Annotated in this window: 16 protein-coding genes; 3 read left to right on the top strand and 13 right to left on the bottom strand. The window is 65.5% G+C overall.

From position 1 onward, the window contains the following. Positions 1 to 16: 16 nt before the first annotated feature. Together MUU56_RS18460 and MUU56_RS18455 are read right to left on the bottom strand one after the other, a co-directional pair. Positions 17 to 2,467, bottom strand: coding sequence for a GcvT family protein (locus MUU56_RS18460; RefSeq protein WP_244768744.1), 2,451 nt, complete (start codon positions 2,465 to 2,467; stop codon positions 17 to 19). A gap of 88 nt (positions 2,468 to 2,555) precedes the next feature. Further along, positions 2,556 to 3,338, bottom strand: a complete 783-nt coding sequence (locus MUU56_RS18455) for a DeoR/GlpR family DNA-binding transcription regulator (protein ID WP_244768743.1) — start codon at positions 3,336 to 3,338, stop codon at positions 2,556 to 2,558. Between the two features lie 201 nt (positions 3,339 to 3,539). Here MUU56_RS18455 and MUU56_RS18450 point away from each other — a divergent pair, with 201 nt between their 5' ends. Next, positions 3,540 to 4,583, top strand: a complete 1,044-nt coding sequence (locus tag MUU56_RS18450) for a GlxA family transcriptional regulator (RefSeq protein WP_244768742.1) — start codon at positions 3,540 to 3,542, stop codon at positions 4,581 to 4,583. A gap of 39 nt (positions 4,584 to 4,622) precedes the next feature. On the opposite strand, the gene MUU56_RS18445 is transcribed toward MUU56_RS18450, so the two are convergent. The 7 genes from MUU56_RS18445 to MUU56_RS18415 all read right to left on the bottom strand — a co-directional run bounded on the left by MUU56_RS18445 (position 4,623) and on the right by MUU56_RS18415 (position 14,909). Further along, a complete protein-coding gene (locus MUU56_RS18445) occupies positions 4,623 to 6,638 on the bottom strand; it encodes a putative 2-aminoethylphosphonate ABC transporter permease subunit (RefSeq protein ID WP_244768741.1) in 2,016 nt (671 codons plus the stop codon). 2 nt (positions 6,639 to 6,640) lie between these two features. Beyond that, entirely contained in the window at positions 6,641 to 7,804 is a 1,164-nt protein-coding gene (locus MUU56_RS18440; protein WP_244768740.1) for a putative 2-aminoethylphosphonate ABC transporter ATP-binding protein, read from the bottom strand. An 80-nt stretch (positions 7,805 to 7,884) separates the two neighbouring features. Continuing rightward, positions 7,885 to 8,907, bottom strand: coding sequence for a putative 2-aminoethylphosphonate ABC transporter substrate-binding protein (locus MUU56_RS18435; RefSeq protein WP_244768739.1), 1,023 nt, complete (start codon positions 8,905 to 8,907; stop codon positions 7,885 to 7,887). Between the two features lie 296 nt (positions 8,908 to 9,203). Then, entirely contained in the window at positions 9,204 to 10,658 is a 1,455-nt protein-coding gene (gene phnY, locus MUU56_RS18430) for a phosphonoacetaldehyde dehydrogenase (RefSeq protein ID WP_244768738.1), read from the bottom strand. 10 nt (positions 10,659 to 10,668) lie between these two features. Continuing rightward, positions 10,669 to 11,931: a phosphonoacetate hydrolase gene (gene phnA / locus MUU56_RS18425; RefSeq protein ID WP_244768737.1), complete on the bottom strand. Its 1,263-nt coding sequence runs from the start codon at positions 11,929 to 11,931 to the stop codon at positions 10,669 to 10,671. Positions 11,932 to 11,950: 19 nt separating this feature from the next. Next, the gene (locus tag MUU56_RS18420) at positions 11,951 to 13,153 is read right to left on the bottom strand and encodes a 2-aminoethylphosphonate--pyruvate transaminase (RefSeq protein WP_244768736.1); all 1,203 of its coding nucleotides are present in this window, start codon (positions 13,151 to 13,153) and stop codon (positions 11,951 to 11,953) included. 103 nt (positions 13,154 to 13,256) lie between these two features. Beyond that, positions 13,257 to 14,909 (bottom strand): Na/Pi cotransporter family protein, encoded by a 1,653-nt coding sequence (locus MUU56_RS18415; RefSeq protein WP_244768735.1) that lies wholly within the window; start codon positions 14,907 to 14,909, stop codon positions 13,257 to 13,259. A 114-nt stretch (positions 14,910 to 15,023) separates the two neighbouring features. On the opposite strand from MUU56_RS18415, the gene MUU56_RS18410 reads away from it, so the two are divergent. After that, positions 15,024 to 15,899, top strand: coding sequence for a LysR substrate-binding domain-containing protein (locus tag MUU56_RS18410; RefSeq protein ID WP_244768734.1), 876 nt, complete (start codon positions 15,024 to 15,026; stop codon positions 15,897 to 15,899). 19 nt (positions 15,900 to 15,918) lie between these two features. Here the strand turns inward: MUU56_RS18410 and MUU56_RS18405 are convergent, their stop codons facing one another. The 4 genes from MUU56_RS18405 to MUU56_RS18390 form a co-directional block, all read right to left on the bottom strand. Next, on the bottom strand, positions 15,919 to 16,428 hold the full coding sequence (locus MUU56_RS18405; RefSeq protein WP_244768854.1) for an NUDIX hydrolase: 510 nt from the start codon (positions 16,426 to 16,428) through the stop codon (positions 15,919 to 15,921). A gap of 74 nt (positions 16,429 to 16,502) precedes the next feature. Then, positions 16,503 to 17,507 carry an ABC transporter substrate-binding protein gene (locus MUU56_RS18400; RefSeq protein ID WP_244768733.1) on the bottom strand — a complete coding sequence of 335 codons (1,005 nt, stop codon included), beginning with the start codon at positions 17,505 to 17,507 and terminating at the stop codon, positions 16,503 to 16,505. Next, positions 17,504 to 18,892 carry a sensor histidine kinase gene (locus tag MUU56_RS18395; RefSeq protein ID WP_244768732.1) on the bottom strand — a complete coding sequence of 463 codons (1,389 nt, stop codon included), beginning with the start codon at positions 18,890 to 18,892 and terminating at the stop codon, positions 17,504 to 17,506. Before MUU56_RS18395 ends, MUU56_RS18400 begins: the two co-directional genes overlap by 4 nt. After that, positions 18,892 to 19,572 (bottom strand): response regulator transcription factor, encoded by a 681-nt coding sequence (locus MUU56_RS18390; RefSeq protein WP_244768731.1) that lies wholly within the window; start codon positions 19,570 to 19,572, stop codon positions 18,892 to 18,894. Before MUU56_RS18390 ends, MUU56_RS18395 begins: the two co-directional genes overlap by 1 nt. 99 nt (positions 19,573 to 19,671) lie before the next feature. On the opposite strand from MUU56_RS18390, the gene phnD reads away from it, so the two are divergent. After that, positions 19,672 to 20,634, top strand: coding sequence for a phosphate/phosphite/phosphonate ABC transporter substrate-binding protein (phnD, locus tag MUU56_RS18385; protein WP_244768730.1), 963 nt, complete (start codon positions 19,672 to 19,674; stop codon positions 20,632 to 20,634). Positions 20,635 to 20,656 lie beyond the last annotated feature (22 nt).

Below are 20,656 nucleotides of genomic sequence, written 5' to 3'. Positions count from 1 at the left end.
ATCGGGATATACGCCCCTACGCCTTCACGCGCAGCGCCTTCGGATCGTAGGCCGGCGCGAGGCAGGGCGTCAGCGGGAACCGCTCGCCCGCAAGGTCGATCTCGAAGCGCCCGCTCTCCAGGAAGGCCTTGTCGACGCCCGAAGGGTTCTCGATGAGGCCGAGAGCGACGGAGCGGGCGAGCGTGTGGCCATAGGCCGCCGACCGGGCCTCCCCGACGGGCTTGCCGTCCCGAAGAATGAGCTCGCCGCCCCAGAGCATGGGCAGCGGGTCATCGACGGTGAACTGCACGATGCGCTTCGTCGGCGTGCCCCTGGCCTTTGCCGCGACCAGCGCCTCCCTCCCGATGAAGCCGCCTGCCTTGTCGAGGCAGACCGCAAAGGCAAGGCCCGCCTCGTAGGGGTTGATGTCCGGCGTCAGTTCGCGGCTCCAGGCGCGGTATCCCTTTTCCAGCCGGAGCGCTTCCAGCGCATAATAGCCGCAATCCACCAGCCCGAGATCACGCCCGGCCTCCTGCAGCGCCTCGTAGACCCCGACGGCAAATTCCGTCGGCACGATCAATTCCCAGCCGAGCTCGCCGACATAGGTCATGCGGTTGGCATAGGCGGTGGCGTAACCGATGTCGATCTCACGGATCGTGGCGAAGGGGAAGCCTTCGCCGGAAAGGTCGGTGGAGGTGAGGCGGGCGAGGATATCGCGCGATTTCGGGCCCATCAGCGCCAGCACGGCATAGGCCGACGTGACATCGGTGAGGCTCACATGAGCGTCCACGGGGATGTTCTTGCGAATCCAGTCCGCGTCATGGACCGCCTGCGCCGAACCGGTGACGAGAAGGAAACGGTCGGCCGCAAGACGCATGACCGTCAAGTCGCTCTCATAGCCGCCGCGCTCGTTCAGCAGGCCGGTATAGACGGAGCGGCCGATTTCCACATCGATCACCGCTGCACAGATACGGTTCAGCGCTGCGGCGGCATCCCGTCCCTGCACGAGCAGCTTGGCGAAGGAGGTCTGGTCGAAGATGCCGGCCGCCTCGCGCGTCGCCTTCATCTCGCGCTTCACCGCCGCGTGCCAGTTCTGCCGGCCGAAGGCGTATTCCGTGACCGGCCGCTCGCCCTCCGCGGCAAACCAGTTCGCACGCTCCCAGCCCATTTTCGAACCGAAGCAGGCCCCTTTCGCGGCCAGCCGGTCATAGAGCGGCGAGCGGCGGAAGGGCCGCGCGGTGTCCAGCTCCCGGTTCGGCCAGGGCATGGCATAGTGCAGGCCGAGCGTTTCCTTGACACGGTCGTGCAGCCAGCGCGGATTGTTGTTGAAGCCTGCGAAACGGCGGATGTCGACGGGCCAAAGGTCCATGGTCGGCGCGCCGTTGACGATCCATTCGGCCAGCGCCCGCCCCGCCCCGCCCGCACTGGCGATGCCCATGGAGTTGAAACCGGCGCCGACATAGAAGTTCTTCAGCTCCGGCGCTTCGCCGAGGATGAAATTGTTGTCCGGCGTGAAACTTTCCGGGCCGTTGTAGAACGTCCTGACCTCCGAGGTTGCCAGCTGCGGCACGCGCTGCAGCGCGCTCTGCATGAGGATCTCGAACTGGTCCCAGTCGTCGGGCAGCAGGGCGAATTCGAAATCGTCCGGAATACCGGCCATGCCCCAGGGTTTGGCCTCCGGCTCGAAACCGCCCATGACGAGCCCGCCGACCTCTTCCTTGAAATAGATGTAACCGTCGGGATCGCGCATCACCGGCAGGTCGGGATGCACGCCCTCGATGCGGCCGGTGACGATATACATGTGCTCGGCCGAATGGAGCGGCACGGCGACGCCGCACATCTTCCCGACCTTGCGCGCCCATTGACCGGCGCAGTTGACGACGATTTCGGCGGCGATCGGCCCGCGATCCGTCTCCACGCCGGTGACAGCGCCTTTCGCCGTGGCGATGCCGGTGACCCGGACGCGTTCGAAAATGCGCGCGCCACGGCTGCGCGCGCCCTTGGCGAGCGATTGCGTGAGATCCGTCGGATTGGCCTTGCCGTCTCCCGGCAGCCAGACGGCGCCGACGAGGTCGTCGATCGCCATGACCGGCCAGAGATCCTGCGCTTCCTTCGGCGAGATCACCTCGATGGCGACACCCTGCGCACGGGCGGAGGCGACGGTACGCTTCAGCACGGTCATGCGATCCGCCGTGCGCGCGACGGAAAGCGAACCGCAATTCTTCCAGCCCGTGGCAAGTCCGGTCTCGGCCTCCAGCTCGCTGTAGAGCTGCGTCGAATATTTGATGAGGCTCGTCATGTTGGCGTGGCTGCGCAGCTGGCCGACGAGGCCGGCGGCGTGCCAGGTGGTGCCGCCGCTCAGCTGGCCCTGCTCCAGGAGAACCACGTCCCGCCAGCCGAGCTTGGTCAGGTGATAGGCGAGCGAGCAGCCGATGATGCCGCCGCCGATGATGACAACCTGCGCCTGGGTTGGAAATGCCTGCGCCATGAAACGACCTCCCGAAGTGATGGAAGGCCGAAAGGTACCAAATCACCGAGAAAGAACAAGACAAAATATTACAAAAAATTACATTTCATCACGCAGGAATGAGCAATGCCGGCCCCCTGCGCTCCAGTGCCTCGCAGATCGCCTCCGGCGGGCGGCGGTCCGCGATCACCCCTGCTGCCATCTCGAAGCGTGGAATACGCAGCGGCGTCAGCCGGCCGAACTTGGAGCTGTCGAGCACGAAATAGGCCTTGCCCGCCGTCGCCACCATGCGGGAGCGCTGCTCGGCACCGTTGCGGGTGAAGTCGGTCACCTCGCCGTCGGGCGATAGGCCGCCGCCGCCCAGGAAGGCGACATCGACGCGGAAATGGCCGATCCCCTCCAGCGCATCGATGCCGACGGCCGCCTCCTCGTCCGGGTCGATCTCGCCGCCGAGCATATGCACACGCACCAGCGGCTGGCGGCACATGAGCAGCGCGATGGACAGCGACGTCGTGCAGATCGTCAGGTTCTTCCGCTCGGAAAGCGCCTGCGCGACGGCCAGCGTCGTCGTACCGGAATCGAGGAAGACCACCATGCCATCGCGCACCAGGCCGGCCGCCACGCGGCCGATCGCCGCCTTGGCATCGGCATTTTCCTCCCGCCGCTCCGTGAAGGCGGCCTCGGTCGGCTCGAACAGGGTCGCCCCGCCATGAACGAGATCGAGCTGGCCGCGATCGGCAAGCAGCTTCAGGTCCCGCCGGATCGTCTGCCGCGACACGTCGAAGAAATCGGCGAGCTCCGTGATGCTCACCGTCCCATCCGCCGCAAGGCGGCGCAGGATTTCACCGTGGCGACGAGGAGCCAAGGCTCGCGTGCTTTGAGAGTCAGACATGCCGCTATCTGCGATCATTTTTGTCGTTTTGACAAGCCGGACGGGAAAAGCCCGATCCAGACGGGCTTTTCCCATTGCCCAAGCGGTGTTCTTGCTTCCGACACATCAGAAACGCCCGTGATGGCGTCCATTTATGTTGCATTATGTAATCTTTTTTCCCATCTTGCATTCTTGCCAACCCTTCACGCTCAGGAGGAGACAATGCAACAGGCATGCACGGGCGACCGCTTCTTCACCTTCTATCTGCTCGACGGCTTTGCGCTGCATGGATTTTCCGCGGCCGTCGAGGCGCTGCGGCTCGCCAATGACGTAGCCGGCCGGCCGGTCTACGATTGGCTTGCCGTCACGGCGGATGGGCAGCCGGCCGTTTCGTCCTGCGGCATGCGCATCGCGGCCGACAGGTCGCTCGCCGAGGAGCGGGACCGACTGTTGCGGGTGGCGCCGCCCCGGTGCATCGTCGTTTGCGGCGGGCGCATGGCACCGCCGCCCGACCGGGCACTGGAGGCCTGGCTACGGCTGTGCGGCCGCAACCGCCTGGCCCTCGGCAGCTTTGCCAGCGGCCTTTATCCCCTTGCGCGCGCCGGCCTCACGGACGGGCGCCGCTGCGCAGTACACTGGGAGCATTTTCCGGATTTTTCCGAGCGGTTCTTCACCGCAAAGGCGCGCCAGACCGCGTTCGAGATCGACGGCAGCCTCTATACCTGCGCGGGTGGCAACGCGCCATTCGACCTGTTCCTGCGCCTCATCGAGGCGGATCTCGGCACGGACACCGTCAATCGCATCTGCGAGATCGCGCTTCGCGAGCGGTTGCGCGAGACCGGCGAGCGCCAGCGCCTGCCGCTTCAGGCCCGCCTCGGCACCGACAATGCCTTCCTGATCCGGGTCATCGAGCAAATGGAGGCGAACCTGTCCGAGCCGCTGAGGCTCACGGCCCTCTCGCCCGCCAGCGGGCTTTCCCGCCGGCAGATGGAGCGCCTGTTCCGGCGGGAGATGGGGCGCACGCCCGCGCGCTACTATCTGGATCTGCGGTTGGAGCGCGCGCATCTCCTGCTCCTGACCGCGTCCCAGCCCATCATCGAGATCGCCATGGCCTGCGGCTTCTCCACCGCCTCGCACTTTTCCCGAACATACCGGGAGCGTTACGGCTGCACGCCGCAGCAGACCCGCCTGGCGGAAACCGCGCGCCGCCGTGCGGGCGGCAGAGGCAATGCTCCGGAGATGGAACACGAGCGGCATGTCGCCTGAGGAGAAGGTGCCGGGCGGTGCGGCCGCCCGGCATGAGGCCTATCGCCAGGCCTGGGTGCGTGCCAGCAATCCCCGGGCGATCAGCGCATGGATCAGCTTGGCGGCGACATTGGTGTAGAAGATCATCATGCCCATCGCCGCCGCCGGAGCGATGTCGCCGGCATCGTCCATGTTGAGCACGGCGACCGAGGCGAGCTTGGTGTCCGTGGCATAGAGGAAGACCACGGCGGAGACCGTCGTCATCGCATTGACGAAGAGATAGATGGCGATGTTGAGGATTGCCGGCAGGCAAACCGGCACCGTGACCCGGAAGAACAGCCGGTGGAAGGGCTGCTTCAGCGAGGCGGCGACGGATTCGAATTCCGGATCCATCTGCTTGAGGGCAGTGAGCGCGGTCAGGTGCGCGACCGTGTAGAAATGAGTCACAGTGCAGACGACGAGGATCGTCATCGTGCCGTAGATCGGGTTGAGCGGGTTGGCCGGGTTGTTGAAGAAGAAGATATAGGCAAGGCCGAGAACCATACCCGGCACGGCCATGGGCATCATCGCCAGGAAGTGGAAGAGGCCGCGGCCGAACCGAAAGCCATCCGCCTTCTCGACCATATAGGCGCCGGCGAAGACGACAAGCGAGCCGAACAGCGCCGTCAGCAAGGCGAGCCGGATGGAGTTGCCATAGGCCGCCCAGCCGCCGCCGTCCATCAGGTCGAAGGCGAAGTTCTTCGTCGTCAGCGTCAGGTCATAGGGCCAGAACTTCACCACCGCCGCGACCTGGCACATGGCGATCATGCCGAGGATGAACAGGCTGACGAGGCAGGCGAAGGCAAAGCACGGTGCGTCCACGCGCACGTTCGGCTTCGGCGCATAGGGCACCGCCCGGGCCGAGAGCAGCGCCACCTGCCGCTTCTGCATGCGCCGGTCGACGGCAAAGGCGAGCACGGCCGGCACGAGCAGGATGACGGAGACGACCGCCCCCATCTCGAAATTCTGCTGGCCGATGACCTGCTTGTAGATGTCGACGGCGAGCATGCCGTACTGCCCGCCGATCACCTTGGGCAGACCGAAGTCGGTGATGACCAGCGTGAAGACGACAAAGGCGGCCGAGACGATGCCATAGCGCGCGCCGGGCACCGTGACCGTCCGGAAGGTACGCCACTTGCTCGCCTTCAGCGAGGCGGCGGCCTCGTAGTGCCGCGCATCGGCGACGGACAGCGCCGTCAGGATGATCAGGAAGGCATGCGGCAGGGTGAAGAACACCGAGCCGATGACGATGCCGATCGGCCCATAGATGGAGTAGCCGAGCAGCCAGTCCTTGAAGACCCCCTGGTTGCCGAAGAGATAGACGAGCGCAATGCCGGGAAGCAGCGAGGGCACGAGGATCGGAATCGTCAGGATGCCGCGGAAGAGGCCTTTCAGCGGCATGCAGCTGCGCGTCAGCCCATAGGCGAGCGCAAAGGCTATGGAAACGGTGACGACCGTGCTGATCGCCGCCATCAGCACCGAATTGTAGATCGACTGGGCGAGCGCCGGCGTGGAAAAATAGTTCGAAAAGTTCTCAAGGCCGATGGTGCGCGCCGGGCGCAGCACGACGCGGCGGAACGTGCCGGAATCGTATTCACGCCACGCCGTCCCCTTCTCCAGCGTCGAACCGACGAGAAAAGCCGCGTCCTCGTCCACGCCGCGGATTCGGTAGTTCACAGGGCTGCGGAAGCTGAATTCCGGGAAGAATTTTGTCGCCGCAAGCCGGCCGTCGGAATTGGTGGACAGGTCCGCCTCCGCCACGGCCCCGGCCTGCCGGTTGAGCGCGTCGGCCGTGACGACCGGCCCCCAGTTCGCACCCGTCCCGTCACTTACCTGGAACTCGTAGGCCGTAAGGTCGAACCGGTAGGTCGACAGCGACTTCGACAGCATGACGAAGAGCGGCGCGCCGAGCGCGATGACGAGATAAAGGCCGATGACGGCCATGAAGCCGAGCTTGATGCGGTCGTCGCGGGAGGTCTGCTGGCGCAGGTGCTTGCCGGCGAGCGGCGGGTGGGCTGTCTCAAGGGCGATGGCCATCCTCAGGCGCTCCTCGGATAGAGCAGCAGGCGCTCGCGCGGGATTTCCACCTGGATGACTCCCCCCGTCTCGATGCTGAGCCGGCGCACGGCATTGACGGAGAAATCGGCGACGAGCGTGCGCTCGCCGAGCCGTGGCGCGGTCAGGCGCGTGCGCCAGAACATGCCGAGGAACTCCATTTCCCGCACCTCGGCGTCGATGAGGTTTTGCGGCGTCGCGGGCCGGTCGATGGCGTTGACGGCATGGGCATGCGCACCGTGCGGGATGATGTCGACCGGGCGCACGACGGCGGTTGCGGCTTGCCCGGCCGCAAAACCGTCCGTCGCGCAGCAGAAGGCCGAATGGCCAATCTCGACCTCGCCGCCCCGGACGACCCTCGCCGGGAACTGGTTGGTCTCGCCGATGAAATCGGCGACGAACAGCGTTTCGGGATAACGGTAGATCTCCGTGGGCGAGCCGACCTGCTCGATGATGCCATGGTTCATCACGACGATGCGGTCGGCCATGGCAAGCGCCTCTTCCTGGTCGTGCGTCACCATGATGGTGGTGACGCCGAGCTTGCGCTGCAACGCCTTGATCTCGTGGCGCAGGTGCACGCGCACCTTGGCGTCGAGCGCCGAGAGCGGCTCGTCGAGCAGGAGCAGGCCCGGCGAGATGGCGATGGCGCGGGCGAGCGCGATGCGCTGCTGCTGGCCGCCGGAAAGCTGGGCGGGATACTTCTTGCCATGAGCCGAAAGGCCGACCGTTTCCAGCAGTTCGGACACGCGGGAGGCCACCGCCGCCTTGGACCGGCCGGTATTCTCCAGGCCGAAGGCGATGTTCTGCTCGATGGTGAGGTTCGGGAAGAGCGCGTAGGATTGGAAGACGATGCCGTAGTCGCGGCTGGACGCCGGCAGGGTGGAGATATTGCGGCCGCCTTGCAGGATGGTGCCCTGCGACTGCAGGTCAAGGCCGGCGACCGCCCTGAGAAGAGTCGTCTTGCCGCAACCGGAAGGGCCGAGGAAACAGATGAACTCGCCCCTGGCGATGCTGAGCGAAATATCGCGCAGCGCGACGAAATCGCCGTACGCCTTCCACAGATCGGTGATCTCCAGATAGGGGGCCGCGGGATCGGCGGCGCGGGGAAGGCTCGTGGGCGTCGGTTCGATCGACAGGGCATGTCTCATCGGCAAGCTCCGCTGGCTTCAGGGATTTCAGGAGAATGCGATGGGCGGAGCGCAAAAAGGCACCCCGCCCGGCCGATCGGTCAGCTCTTCGGCTCCGACTTGGCGTCGTAGCGCTTCTGCCATTCCTTCAGAATGGTGGTGCGGTTGTTGGCCGCCCATTCGAAGTCGTTGTCGATCATCCTGGAGGCGATGTCCGACGGCAGGTGCTCGACCTCCTTGGCGACGCCCGGATAGGCAACCACCGCGTAGCCGACGTTGTACATCTCGTTGGCTTCCTTGGTGATCGACCAGTCGACCAGCGTCTTGGCGGCCTCAAGGTTCGCCGTGCCGGCGATGATCGCCGTCGCCTCGGCTTCCCAGCCGGAGCCTTCCGAGGGGAAGATGATGTCGATCGGCGCGCCGGCGCTCTTGGCCTTGGCGCCGGGGAACTCGAAGGAGACGCCGATCACCGCTTCGCCGGCGCCCGCCATCTTGCAGGGCTTCGAGCCGGAATGGGTATAGGCGGAGATGTTCTCGTGGAGCTTGTCCATGAAGTCCCAGGCCTTCTCCTCGCCCCACATCTGCATCCAGCCGGAGACGTCGAGGAAGCCTGTGCCCGACGACGCCGGGTTCGGCATCACGATATGGCCCTTGTATTCCGGCTTGGTGAGATCCTCCCAGCTCGCCGGCGCCGTCAGGCCGAGCTTTTCGCCTTCCACCGTGTTGTAGCAGAGCGCGGCGACATAGGCGTCCATGCCGACCCAGCTCGGCGGATTGTCCTTGTCGACGAATTTCTTGTCGAGCGCTTCGACGCCCTTCGGCGCGTAGCTTTCCAGCATGCCCTCCGTCTTGAGAAGAAGCAGCGAGGTGGCGGCAAGGCCCCAGACGACGTCTGCCTGCGGATTGTCCTTTTCGGCGAGCAGCTTGGCGGTCATCACGCCGGTGGAATCGCGCACCCAGTTGATCTTGATGTCGGGGTGGGCCTTCTCGAAGGTCGCCTTGTAGCGGTCGAGGTCGACGGCCTCGACGGCGGTATAGACAGTGAGCTGGGTTTCAGCGAAGGCAATGGTCGGAAGCACGGCGGAAACCGCGCCGGCAAGCATAAAAAGCATGCGTCTGTTCATGATTGAAAATCTCCTCTGAAGGCCTGGAAAAATCCGGGAAGCGCGGCGGGCGATCTAGATGTCACCCTTCATATGATCGGCTTCCAAAGGCATTCTGGCAGGGGTTTTGGGTAAGTAAAATTTATTATTCTTATCGTTTGGAAGATAAAAATTATAAGAAAACTGCCGTTTGAACAGGCAATTCGGAACCCGTAGCCGCCGGAATCATCACGCTCCGCGAGAAAAACAGGCAACAAAAAAGGGAGCCGCACGAAGCGGCTCCCAGAAGGGGTGATCCCGCAGGGGATTGCTTCAGATCACCACGGCAAGGAGAAGGTTTTCACGTTGGTAAAGCTCTTCATCGCCTCGATGACGCCTTCCTTGTAGCCGTTGCCCGAATCCTTGATGCCGCCGAAGGGGCTCATCTCGATGCGATAGCCAGGCACCTCCCAGATGTTCACCGTACCGACCTTCAGGCCGGCGATGTATTTCTGCATGCGGCGGAAATCGTTGGTGCAGACGCCGGAGGAAAGGCCGAAGGCGGTGGAGTTGGAGAGCGCGATCAGCGCATCGTCATCATCCGGTGCCCGGACGATCGGGATGATCGGCGCAAAGGTCTCCTCCATGACGAGCTCGCTCGAATGGGAGACGCGGTCGACGACGATCGGCGGCAGGAGGGCGCCCTTGCGGCCGGGATCGTAGAGGATCTCCGCCCCTTCTTCCGCTGCCTGGTGCACCCGGCGCTCGAAGACCTCCGCGGCCTTGGCGTGCACCACCGTGCCGAGTTCCGTGGCGCGGTCCATGGGATCGCCGAATTTCAGCTTCTTCGCCCGCTCCAGCACCAGCGGCACGAAGCGGTCGGCGACGCGCTCCTGGCAGAGGATGCGCTTGACCGCCGTGCAGCGCTGGCCGGAATTCTTCGTCGCGCCGGCCACCGCAAGGTCGGCCGCCCTGGCGAGGTCGTCGTCGGAGAGGTCGTTGAGGATGATCAGCGGATCGTTGCCGCCGAGTTCCAGGATCTGGCGCTTGTAGTGGGCGTGCGCGGCGATCAGCTTGCCGACGGGCACGCTGCCGGTGAAGGTGATCAGGTCGAAATTCGGGTTGGTGATCATCTCCATGCCGATATCGCCCGGCCAGCCGGTGACGACGGAGAGCATTTCAGGCGGCAGGCCGGCTTCATAGAGGATGTCGGCGAAGACGAGCGCCGTCATCGGCGTCAGCTCCGTCGGCTTCAGCACGACGCAATTGTTGGTCGCGATCGCCGGGGCGACCTTGTGTGCCACCATGTTGAGCGGGTGGTTGAAGGGCGTGATCGCCGAGATGGCGGTCAGCGGCTCGCGCGTGGTGAAGATCTTGCGCGCCTTGCCGTGCGGAGTGAGATCGCAGGAGAAGATCTCGCCGTCGTCGTGGATGCACATCTGGCCGGACAGCGTCAGCACGTCGAAGGCGCGGCCCACCTCGTAGAGCGAATCCTGCTTGGAAATGCCGAGCTCCAGCGTGATGAGGTCGGAAATCTCCTCCTTGCGGGCGACCAGCAGTTCGGCCGCCTTCAGGAGAATGCGCTGGCGCTCGTAGCGCGTCAGCTTCGGCTGGTAGGCGGCCGCGATCTCGAAGGCCTTTCTGGCATGCTCGGCATTGCCGGCCGGCACGGTGCCGATGACGGCATCGTTCCAGGGGTAGTGCACCTCGACTCGCCCCTCGGTATCGACCATCCTGCCGGCGATCCGCATGGGCTCGTGGCGGATCGCGAATGTCGTTTCCACTTTGGTCATCGCTCCCTCCTCAGTGCGCCGGCTGCGCGGCGGCGACGAGCGCGTAGTAGAAGGCGTCGAAATTGCGCAGCGTACCGGCGGAAGACAGTTCCGGCAGCGTGCGGTTGGCAATGAAGGGCACTTCCTGTTCCGTCAGGCCGCCATGCGAGCGCAACGGCTCGTTGAGCGCGGCAAGGTCATGCCGGTGCTCGCTGGTGCCGAGCGTCTTGTTCTCCGAGGAGACGAGCACGATGTCGCCGATGCGGTCGTCCGGCAGCTCGAAGCGGACACAGGCTTCCGGCCGCGACAGCACGACATCGATACCCTCGATCGACTTCAGCCGCTCGATGATCTCCTCCTTGTCGGCCATTTCCGGCAGATAGGCGGTGGCGAAGGAGCCGAGCGCGCCGTGATGCACGACATAGGGGTCGGTGATCGGCAGGATGACGCGGGCGGCATCCTTGCCGAGCCATTCGTCGAGCAGGTCCTGCACGTAGATGACATCGGGCGAACCGTCCGCCTTGTGCTTCGGCTTCATGCCATGGTCGGCCGTGACGACGATCGCCGCACCGAGCGCGTCGAGTTCGGTCAGGTACTTGTCGAACATCTCGTAGAAGGAATTGGCCTCCGGCACGCCCGGCGCATATTTGTGCTGCACATAGTCGGTGGTGGTCAGGTACATGACGTCGGGGCGGAATTCCTTGAGAAGCTTCACACCCGCGGCGAAGACGAATTCCGAGAGATCGGCGGAATAGACCTCCGGCACCGGCCGGCCGAGCCAGGCCGAGGCGTTGTCGAGGCCGTTTTCGGCCTTGGTCGTGGTATCGGACTTTTCCGAGGAGAAGCAGACGGCGCGGCCCTCGTCGAACTTCAGGCCATGGCCGAGCAGCGCCCGCAGCTTGTCCTTCGCCGTCACCACGGCGACCTTGGCGCTGGCATCGTAGAAGGCCTTGAAGACGGTCGGCGCGCGGAGGAACCGCGGGTCGTTCATCATCACTTCCTTGCCGGTCGCGGGCTCGTAGAGGTAGTTGCCGCAGATGCCGTGGATCGCCGGCGGGCGGCCGGTGGCGATGGACAGGTTGTTCGGGTTGGTGAAGCTCGGGATGACGCTGAGCGCGGTGCGCTCCGTGCCGGTCTTGCGGATGCGTGCCAGCGTCGGCATCAGGCCGGCCTTGATGGCCTCGTCGAGATAGGCCGGCTCGCAGCCGTCGAGGCAGATGGCGATGGCCGGGACGTTCGGCCAGGGATAGGTGCGGCGGTTGGCGGTGACGGTGATCTTGGACATCTGGTTCATCGAAAAATTCCGTTCTCGGTTAGGCCGCAAGGCGGCTGCGTTCTTCAAGGGCGATGGCCGGCGGGGCGGCGCTGTCGACGCCCATTTCGGCAAGGGAAGTGCGGGCGGCGTCCACCACGCGGCCCATGACATGCTCGTCCATGCGGCCGATGCAGCCGACGCGGAAACTGTCGACCACCGTCAGCTTGCCGGGATAGATGATGAAGCCCTTGTTCTTCATGAGATCGTAGAAGCGGTCGAAGGCGAAGGCCGGGTGGGCCGGGCTGAAGAAGGTGACGATGATCGGCGAGAGCCACTCGTCGGCGAGCAGCGTCTCGAAGCCGGCCTCGCGCATGCCCGCCACCATGACGTCGCGGTTGCGGGCGTAGCGCGCGCCGCGGGCGCCGACGCCGCCCTCTTCGCGATGGATGCGCAGTGCCTCCAGGAAGGCGGCGACGACATGGGTCGGCGGCGTGAAGCGCCATTGGCCGGTCTTGTTCATGTAGTCCCATTGGGCATGCATATCGAGGCTCAGCGAATGGCTGCGGCCCTTGGCGGCCTCCAGCTCGCTCTTACGGGCGATGACGAAGCCGAAACCCGGCACACCCTCGATGCATTTGTTGGCCGAGGAGACGATCGCCTCGTAGCGGAAATCGGAAATGCCCGCCGGCACCGCACCGAAGGCGCTCATGGAATCGACGAGCAGCTTGCGGCCGTGCGCATAGACGGTGTCGGAGATTTCCTTCAGCGGATTGAGGATGCCGGAGCTGGTCTCGCAATGGACGACGACGACATGGCTGATGGCGGGGTCGGCATCCAGCGCCGCGGCAACCTCGGCCCCGCGCGGCGGCATGTAGTCGCCCTTGTCGATCACCGCATGGTCGCGGCCAAGATAGGAGAGCGTCTGGGCGATGCGCTTGCCGTAGGCGCCGTTGCTCAGCACCAGCACCTTGCCGTCCTTCGGCACAAAGCTGGCGAGCATGGCCTCCACCGAGAACGAGCCGCTGCCCTGCATGGGCACGCAATCGAATTCGCCCGCCGTATCGCCGGCGATCTCCAGCAACTGGCGGCGCAGGTCGGCCGTCATGGCGCGGAAATCACCGTCCCAGGAGCCCCAGTCCCGCAGCATGGCTTCCTTGACCGCATAGGCCGTCGTCAGCGGGCCGGGCGTCAGGAGATACGGCTCGCCGAGCCGCGGCGTTTCCAGCGGCGCGATGGTTCTGTCAGAAGCAGTGTTGGGCATGGTCCGTCCTCGCGTTTGGCTTATCCGGACGTGACAATGCGGGGGAAACATATATCTGTAAAATCGTTCTTTTGTATCAATCCATCGATTTAATTTATAATTTTCAGGCGGCCGGGATCAGCCGGCTTTCCAGGAGGTCACCGGTCTCGCGCAGGCGCGGATAGGCCATGGTCGTGACGAGGGAATTGACCTCCTTCAAGGCGCGCACGATCTCCAGATGCATGTCGCTGGACTGGATGCTGGCGGCGATGCCCTGGCGCAGCCGCTCCAGATGGCTCTTGCTGCTGCCCTCGACGAGACGGCGCACATGCTCCTTTTGCCGCACCATCTCGCGGGCGATGACCGGGTCCGGCGAGACGAGCAGATTGGCGGCAAGCCGGACATTGGAAAACACCGCGGCATGCAGCAGCGTCAGCTCGCGCCAACCCTCCTGCGAGAAGGCGCCCGCCCCGGCGATGCGCTCCTCCGCCATCTGCAGCAGGCTCTTCGCCACCACGTCGCCGGCATATTCGAGGTGGATCGCCGCCTCGGTGAGTTCGATGCCGCGTGCGGACTGCTCCTCCGTCAGCACGCCGCGGTTGACGGCGGCGATATAGAGCTTGATCTCGCTGTGGGCGCGGTGGATGTCGCCGTCGATACGACGGAGCGCCTTCACGGCCTCGGGCGTCGGCGCCTCGATGACCGTCATTACCGGCTCCAGCATGCGGGTGATGAGGTTGCCCATGTGCAGCACCTCGCGCGCCGCGGCCGCCAGCGCCTGCGCCGGCTTGTCGATCAGCGCACGGTCGAGCGCGCTGGCATGGGCGGTGAGGTCGCCTTCCCGCGCCGCCTCGGGCGTCAGCAGCCGGACGAGACGCGCCATCGGACCGCAGGTGACGAGCCCGACGAGAACCAGCGCAGCATTGAACAGCACGTGCAGGTTGACAAGCTTGCCGGCGACCGTGTCGCCCGGCAGCCAGGCGAAGGGCGCATGCAGCGAAAACAGGATAAAGGCCGCCACGCTGAACAGCGCGCGGAAGATGAGATTGCCGAGCGGCAGGCGCCGGCCCTCGACCGGCAGGCCGCGCGTCAGCCAGAGCGCGATCAGCCCGCCGCCGAGATTGACGCCGAGGATGAGCGGAATGCCGACATCGAACGGCACGATGCCCTTGGCCGCGAAGGTGAGGATGAGGAGGATCGCCGCGACGGTGGAATGCAGTGCCCAGGTAAAGAGCGCGGCAAGGATCATCACCGTCAGCCCGTCCTTGCCGATGAAGGCGATGGCGGAAGGCAGCAACGGGCTTTGCGCCAAGGGCGCCGTCGCATGGCCGATCATCTGCAGCGACAGCAGCAGGAGGCCGATGCCGAGCACGGCGCGGCCGGCCTCGACGCTCTTGCGCTTATGTGTCTTCAGGTGCAGCAGCCCGCCGATGGCGACGAGGAGCGGCGCCAGCCAGTGGAGGTCGAAGGACAGGATCTTGACGACCAGCGCCGAGCCGAGATCGGCCCCGAGCAGCACCGCGAGACCGACATCGAGCGCCAGAGCGCCGCTGATGGCGAAGCCGGCCGCGAGCATGGCGACCGCCGTGGAGCTCTGCAGGCCGATAGCGACGAGACAGCCATAGAGCGCGGCGCGCGGTCGGCTGCCGCCACCGCCGACGCTGCGCGCCACGAGATCGCCCGAGGCCGCCTCGACACCCGCTTTCACGAGGCTGACGGCATAGAGCAGAAGGACGGTGGCAGCGGCAAGTTCGAGGGCGACGGCCGGCAGACTCATGGGCGTGCTCCGCAGGAGGATGGGAATCCGAAAACTATCCGTCGCGGCTTTACATAAATCAAATCGTTCGTATTAATGAAAGCATAGATATAATCTATTCATAGGGGTCGCCGCATGCGCTATGTCCAGCTTCGCGCCTTCCACAATGTCGCCATCCATGGCGGCTTTTCGCGCGCGGCGGAGGCGCTGTTCCTGACCCAGCCGGCGGTGTCCGACCAGGTGCGCAAGCTGGAGGAGGAATACGACGTCCTGCTCTTCAACCGGAACAAGAAGCAGGTGACGCTGACCCAGGCCGGCCAGCATCTTCTGGAAATCACCCGGCGCATGTTCGACGTCGAGCAGCAGGCGCTGGACCTGCTGTCGGAATCGCGCGCGCTCAGGGCAGGCAAGCTGCGCATCGTTGCCGACGCCGCCCACCATCTCCTGCACATCCTCGCCGCCTTCCGCCGCGCCTATCCGACCGTGCAGGTGTCGATCGACGCCGGCAACACCGAGACGGTCATCACCAGCCTGCACGCCTACGAGGCGGATATCGGCGTGCTCGGCGAGGTGCCGCAATCCAGCGACTTCGAGATCCTGAAGCTCAACTCGACGCCGATCATCGCCTTTACCAGCCGCGACTACCCCCTCGCCGGCCAGACGACCGTCACATTCCCGGAGCTGGCGACGCATCCCCTCGTCATGCGCGAGCGCGGCTCCAAGACCCGCCAGAAGCTGGAGGCCATGGCCGCCGAATGCGGCGTGCCGCTGACGCCGCTCATCGAGGCGGAAGGCCGCGAGGCGGTCCGCGAGATCGTGGCCGCCGGCGGCGGGGTCGGCTTCGTATCCTCGGCCGAGTTCGGCCAGGACAACCGGCTCGTGCCCATCTCCATCGACGCACCGGAAATGCTGATGGACGAGGCTCTCATCTGCCTGCGCGAGCGCGCCAACGGCAAGCTTGTCAACGCCTTCTTCGACATTGCGCGAAGGCTCGCGCCCGCCGCGGCGTGACAAGTACGAAAGGGCGGCCTCAGCGGGGCTTGAACTCGACCAGCAGTGATTTGAGCTCGATCTCGCGCACGCGCCGCGCCGCCTCGTCCGGGCTGACCCAGGCAAGCTGGCGCTCGCCCTTCTCCTTGAATTTCGTGGCAAGCTCGGTGGCCTCGATCTGGAACACATCCACGATGCAGGGCGCCACGTCGCCGTCGTCCAGCAGTTTCAGATAGGTGTAGCTGCCGACCGGCTTCTTGCGGACCTTCCCCCGAATGCCGGCCTCCTGGAAGGCTTCGATCGCGGCCGCCTCATAGGGCTTCCTGTCCTTCATCGGCCAGCCTTTCGGGATGATCCAGCGGCCGGTATCACGCGAGGTCACAACGAGGATCTCGATCCCGGCCCCATCCGGCGCGCTGCGGAAGCACAGGGCAGCATATTGCTGGCGAAACGCCCCCGAAAACAGCTTTTCGGGGGTAGCCGCCAGCTTCTGCAGAAGGGTCTTGGGCCTGCGGCTCTTCTGCGCCTTGGTCTTCTTGGTCGTTTTCAGGGTTCTTGCCGCCAAAGCATCGGAAAATGGGGCAAAACCTATGACGAGTTGCCCATCATGTCAAAGGCGCGCCCTCAGCCGACGACCATCTGGAACCAGGCATCGAGGAACCGGCTGCGCTTGATCATGTCGCGGAAGACCAAAAGCTCCGGCCCGAGCTCGATCTTCTGCAATCCCTCGAAACCCGACGGCTGCTGCGGAGGCACGAAGCCCGCTGCGACAAGCGCGGCCTTGCCCTCCGGTGCCAGCAGCATGTGCAGCAGGATGCGGGCCTCGCGCAGGTTCGCCGCCCCCTTCGGCATCAGCACCGTCCACGGCACGGCGAGCACGTAATCCTGCGGGACGAGGACTTCCATGCCCTGGGGCAGCTCGCCGCCGGCGCGAAGTGCCGAGAGCGGCACGTTGTACGCAACGTCGAGATCGCCCGCCTGCAAGGCCTCCAGGAGATCGTCCGTCGTGTCGTAGATCCTTGCCTTCGCCCCGCCGAGCGCCCGGATCAGCCGCCAGTAGAGCGAGGTCCGGATCGAATCCTGCGAGGCCAGCAGGTAGCCGACATCGTCGATGCCGACATTGACGACGCCGACCCGGCGGGCGAAGCGGCCGGTATTCTGCTCGAGCATGCGCACCAGCTCGATGCGGGTGCGCGGCACGCGGTTCTCGAATGCCGCCTTGCGCACGACAATGACGGCAGGGTCGGACCAGAAGCCGAAGACCTCGTTGCGCCACTGCACGCCGGCCATCGCTCCGGCCGCCTCGTCGGATATGGCATACCCTTCATTGGCAATGGAGACGGCGACATCGGGCGAGGACAGGAAGGCGATGTCGAACGGCGCGTCGTGCGGGCGGCGGGCGGCGGCGGCGATCTGCGCGGAGGAAAGCCGGCTATAGACGAGCCGCGTGCCGGGCAGGTGCACCGAGAGCGAGACGATCAACGGTGCCATGCGCGCCTCGGAAACGACGCCCGCCAGCCGCAGCGTCCGCTCCTGCGCTGCCGCAAAGCCCGGCATGACCACGGCCACGAAGAGGAGAAGGGCAAGGGCGCCCCTAAGCCGAAGGAATTCAGGCAGAAACAGCATCATCCCGTCCTTTCCCGGACGACCGGCAGGACGACCTCGACGACGAGCCCGCCGCCCTCGCGGTCGGCCACCGTGATGGCGCCGCCGAAGGCGACGGCCACATCCTTCGCGATCGCCAGGCCGAGGCCCGAGCCGGCGGACCGGTGATCGGCGCGCACGAAGCGCTGGAACACCCTGCCCTTGGCGCTGTCCGGTATGCCCGGTCCCCGGTCCATGACCTGCAGCACGGCCTGTCCCTGCCGCTCGAACAGCCGTACGAGCGTCGGTCCCGGCGCATGGATGAAGGCATTCTCGACGATGTTGCGGACCATTTCCCGCAAGACCACCGGTTCGGCCATGACATGCAGGGCGCTGCCCTCCATGTGAAGGGCAAGCGATTGCATCAGCCCGGCATAGGCGCTCTCCGCCCGAAGCATCTGCAGCGCGTCCTGCACCGACTGCCCGACATCGACGGCCTCGCGCTCCTGCGTTTCGAGGCGATGTAGCGTCGTCGCGTCGGAGAGCAGCTGGTTGGCCAGGAGGCCCGCCTCGCGCGCATTGTGATGGATACGCGTCAGCCGCCGCTTCACCCGTTCGCCGGCGGCCTCTTCCAGCGCCACCTCGGCCTGCGCCTGGATGGCCGCGAGCGGGGTCCTCAGCTGGTGGGCCGCATCCGCCGTGACGCGCTTGACGCCGTCAAGCACCGAACCCAGCCGGTCCATGAAATCGTTGAGCGCGGAAACGAGCGCCGAGACCTCGACCGGCACCTCGGTCTCGATGCGGCTGAGATCGGACGGGCGACGGCTCCGCAGATTGCTTTCGATGAGGCGCAGCGGCGAGAAGGCCGAGCGCACCGAGGCGAGGATGAGGCCGCAGGCAAGCAGCGCGATCGCCACTGCCGGCAGCATGCCGTTGAGCGTCAGCTGCCCCGCCAGCTCCCGGCGGGCCTCCCGCGTCTCGGCCACCTGGATGCCGATCCAGCCGCCCGTTCCGGTGACCGTGTCGGCGCGGTAGCGCTGCACGGCGGCGATACGCACCGGTTCGCCGCGATAGACAGCGTCGTGCAGATGCAGCGTCTCGTTCGCGCTCGCCGGTATGTCGAGGCCAAGCGTCGGCGAGCCGGTCACCAGGCTGCCATCCGGCGCCGTGATCCGGTAGAAGACCCGGTTGAGGCGGGACGTGCCGAGAATGGCGAAGGCCGAATAGGGAATGTCGACGGCGACGGCCCCCTCCTCGATGGCGACCGTATCGGCGATGGAGAGGGCCGAGGCCGTCAGCACCCGGTCGAATGCCTCGTCGGCGGCACGGCGCGCATAGGCACGCACCGTCAGCGCCAGGACGCTGCCGATGACCAGGAAGAGGCAGGCGGTCGTGATCAGAAGCCGGCGCTCGATCGACAGTCGCGCCATCAGGTCACCGTGCCGGCCTTGCTGCGCAGCACGTAGCCGGCGCCGCGATGGGTGACGATTTCCACATCGCCCGATTCCAGCTTCTTGCGGACGCGCGAGACCAGGAGCTCCACGGCATTCGGCGTTCCCACGTCGTCATGGCCGAAGAGCTTCACATAGAGCCGGTCCTTGCTTACCGTGCTGCCGGCATGGGCCGCGAGCATCTCCAGCACCTCGAACTCGCGGCGCCCCAGTTCGAGCGGCCGGCCGGCGATCTGCGCCGCCCGGGCGGACATGTCCACCTCGAGCGGACCGACCCGGATGAGCGACTTTGAAAGGCCCTGGTGCCGCCGTGTGACGGCCCGCAGCCGCGCTTCCAGCTCGCCGATATCGAACGGCTTGACGATATAGTCGTCGGCACCGAGATCGAGCAGGCTGATCTTGTCGTCCAGCTGGTTGCGGGCGGTTATGACGAGCACGGGCGTCGGGGAGTTGCGGCCGCGCATATGCGCCATCACGTCGAAGCCGCTGCGCCCCGGCAGGTTGATGTCGAGCACCACCACGTCGAATTCGCCGTGGATGGCGAGCTCCTCGCCGGATATGCCGTCTTCCGCCAGCGTGACATGATGGCCGGCCCGCGAGAGCTTCGCGTCGATCGCCTCGGCGATGTCGATGGAATCTTCGATGACCAGGATGCGCATGATGCTGACAGGACTCTGACAGGAACTTTGAAGTATTCCCTCATCCTATAGCAAGGGCTTTGCCGAACGCGAGACGGTAATACCCTTCGGGAGGATAAAATGAAACGCTACAGCGCCATTGCAGCCTGCATGATGCTGGTCGGCTTCCTGTCGGCCGGCAGCGTCGCGGCCCGCGCCGATCCTTGCCGGCCGGGAACAGGCCTGGACGAAGCTTACTGCGACGCCGACGGTGACCTCGTGGCGGACCTGCCGTCGGACCCGGCCAAGTGGCGCAATCCCGATACGCTCGTCTGGGCCTTCGCCCCTATCGAGGATCCGGCGGTCTATGCGCAATTGTTCCGGCCGTTCACGCAGCACCTGTCACAGTGCCTCGACCGCCAGATCGTCTATTATCCTGTGCAGTCGAGCGCGGCGGAAATCAGCGCGATGCGCGCCGGGCGCCTGCATTTCGCCGGCTTCTCCACCGGCCCGACGGTTGAAGCCGTCAACAAGGCGGGGGCGGTGCCCTTTGCCGGCAAGGGCGAGAACGGCGCGTTGCGCGGCTATCATCTGGTCGCCATCGTGCGCGCGGATTCGCCCTACCAGACACTTGCGGACCTCAAGGGCAAGCGCGTTGCCCATGTCTCCGCGGCGTCGAATTCCGGCAATCTCGCGCCCCGGGCGCTCTTTCCCGTCGAAGGCCTGGTTCCCGATACGGACTACAGGCCGATCCTCTCCGGCGCGCACGACAAGTCGGTAATGGGCGTGCTTTCCGGCGACTACGACATGGCGGCCGTCGCCTCCGACGTGCTCGAGCGGCTGGTGGAACGCGGCGCGGTGGAGCGTAATGCCCTGCGGATCCTCTATCAGAGCCCGCTGTTCCCGACATCGTCCTTCGCCCATGCCCACGACCTCGATCCCGCGCTGACGAAGAAGCTGACGGCCTGTTTCTTCGCCTTCCGCTTTCCGCCGGAGATGACGGCGGCCTTCAATGGCGACGAACAGTTCCTGCCGCTCCGCTACGACACGGCCTGGCAGGCGGTCCGCGACGTCGTCGCCGCGGTTGGCGCCTTACCGGACTGACACGCCCGAACCCCTTTCGTCC

It is taken from the genome of Shinella yambaruensis (assembly GCF_022899355.1).
Lineage (GTDB): Bacteria > Pseudomonadota > Alphaproteobacteria > Rhizobiales > Rhizobiaceae > Shinella > Shinella yambaruensis.
The sequence above is the reverse complement of the archived record's forward strand: the minus strand, read 5'-3'. Positions and strand labels throughout refer to the sequence as shown.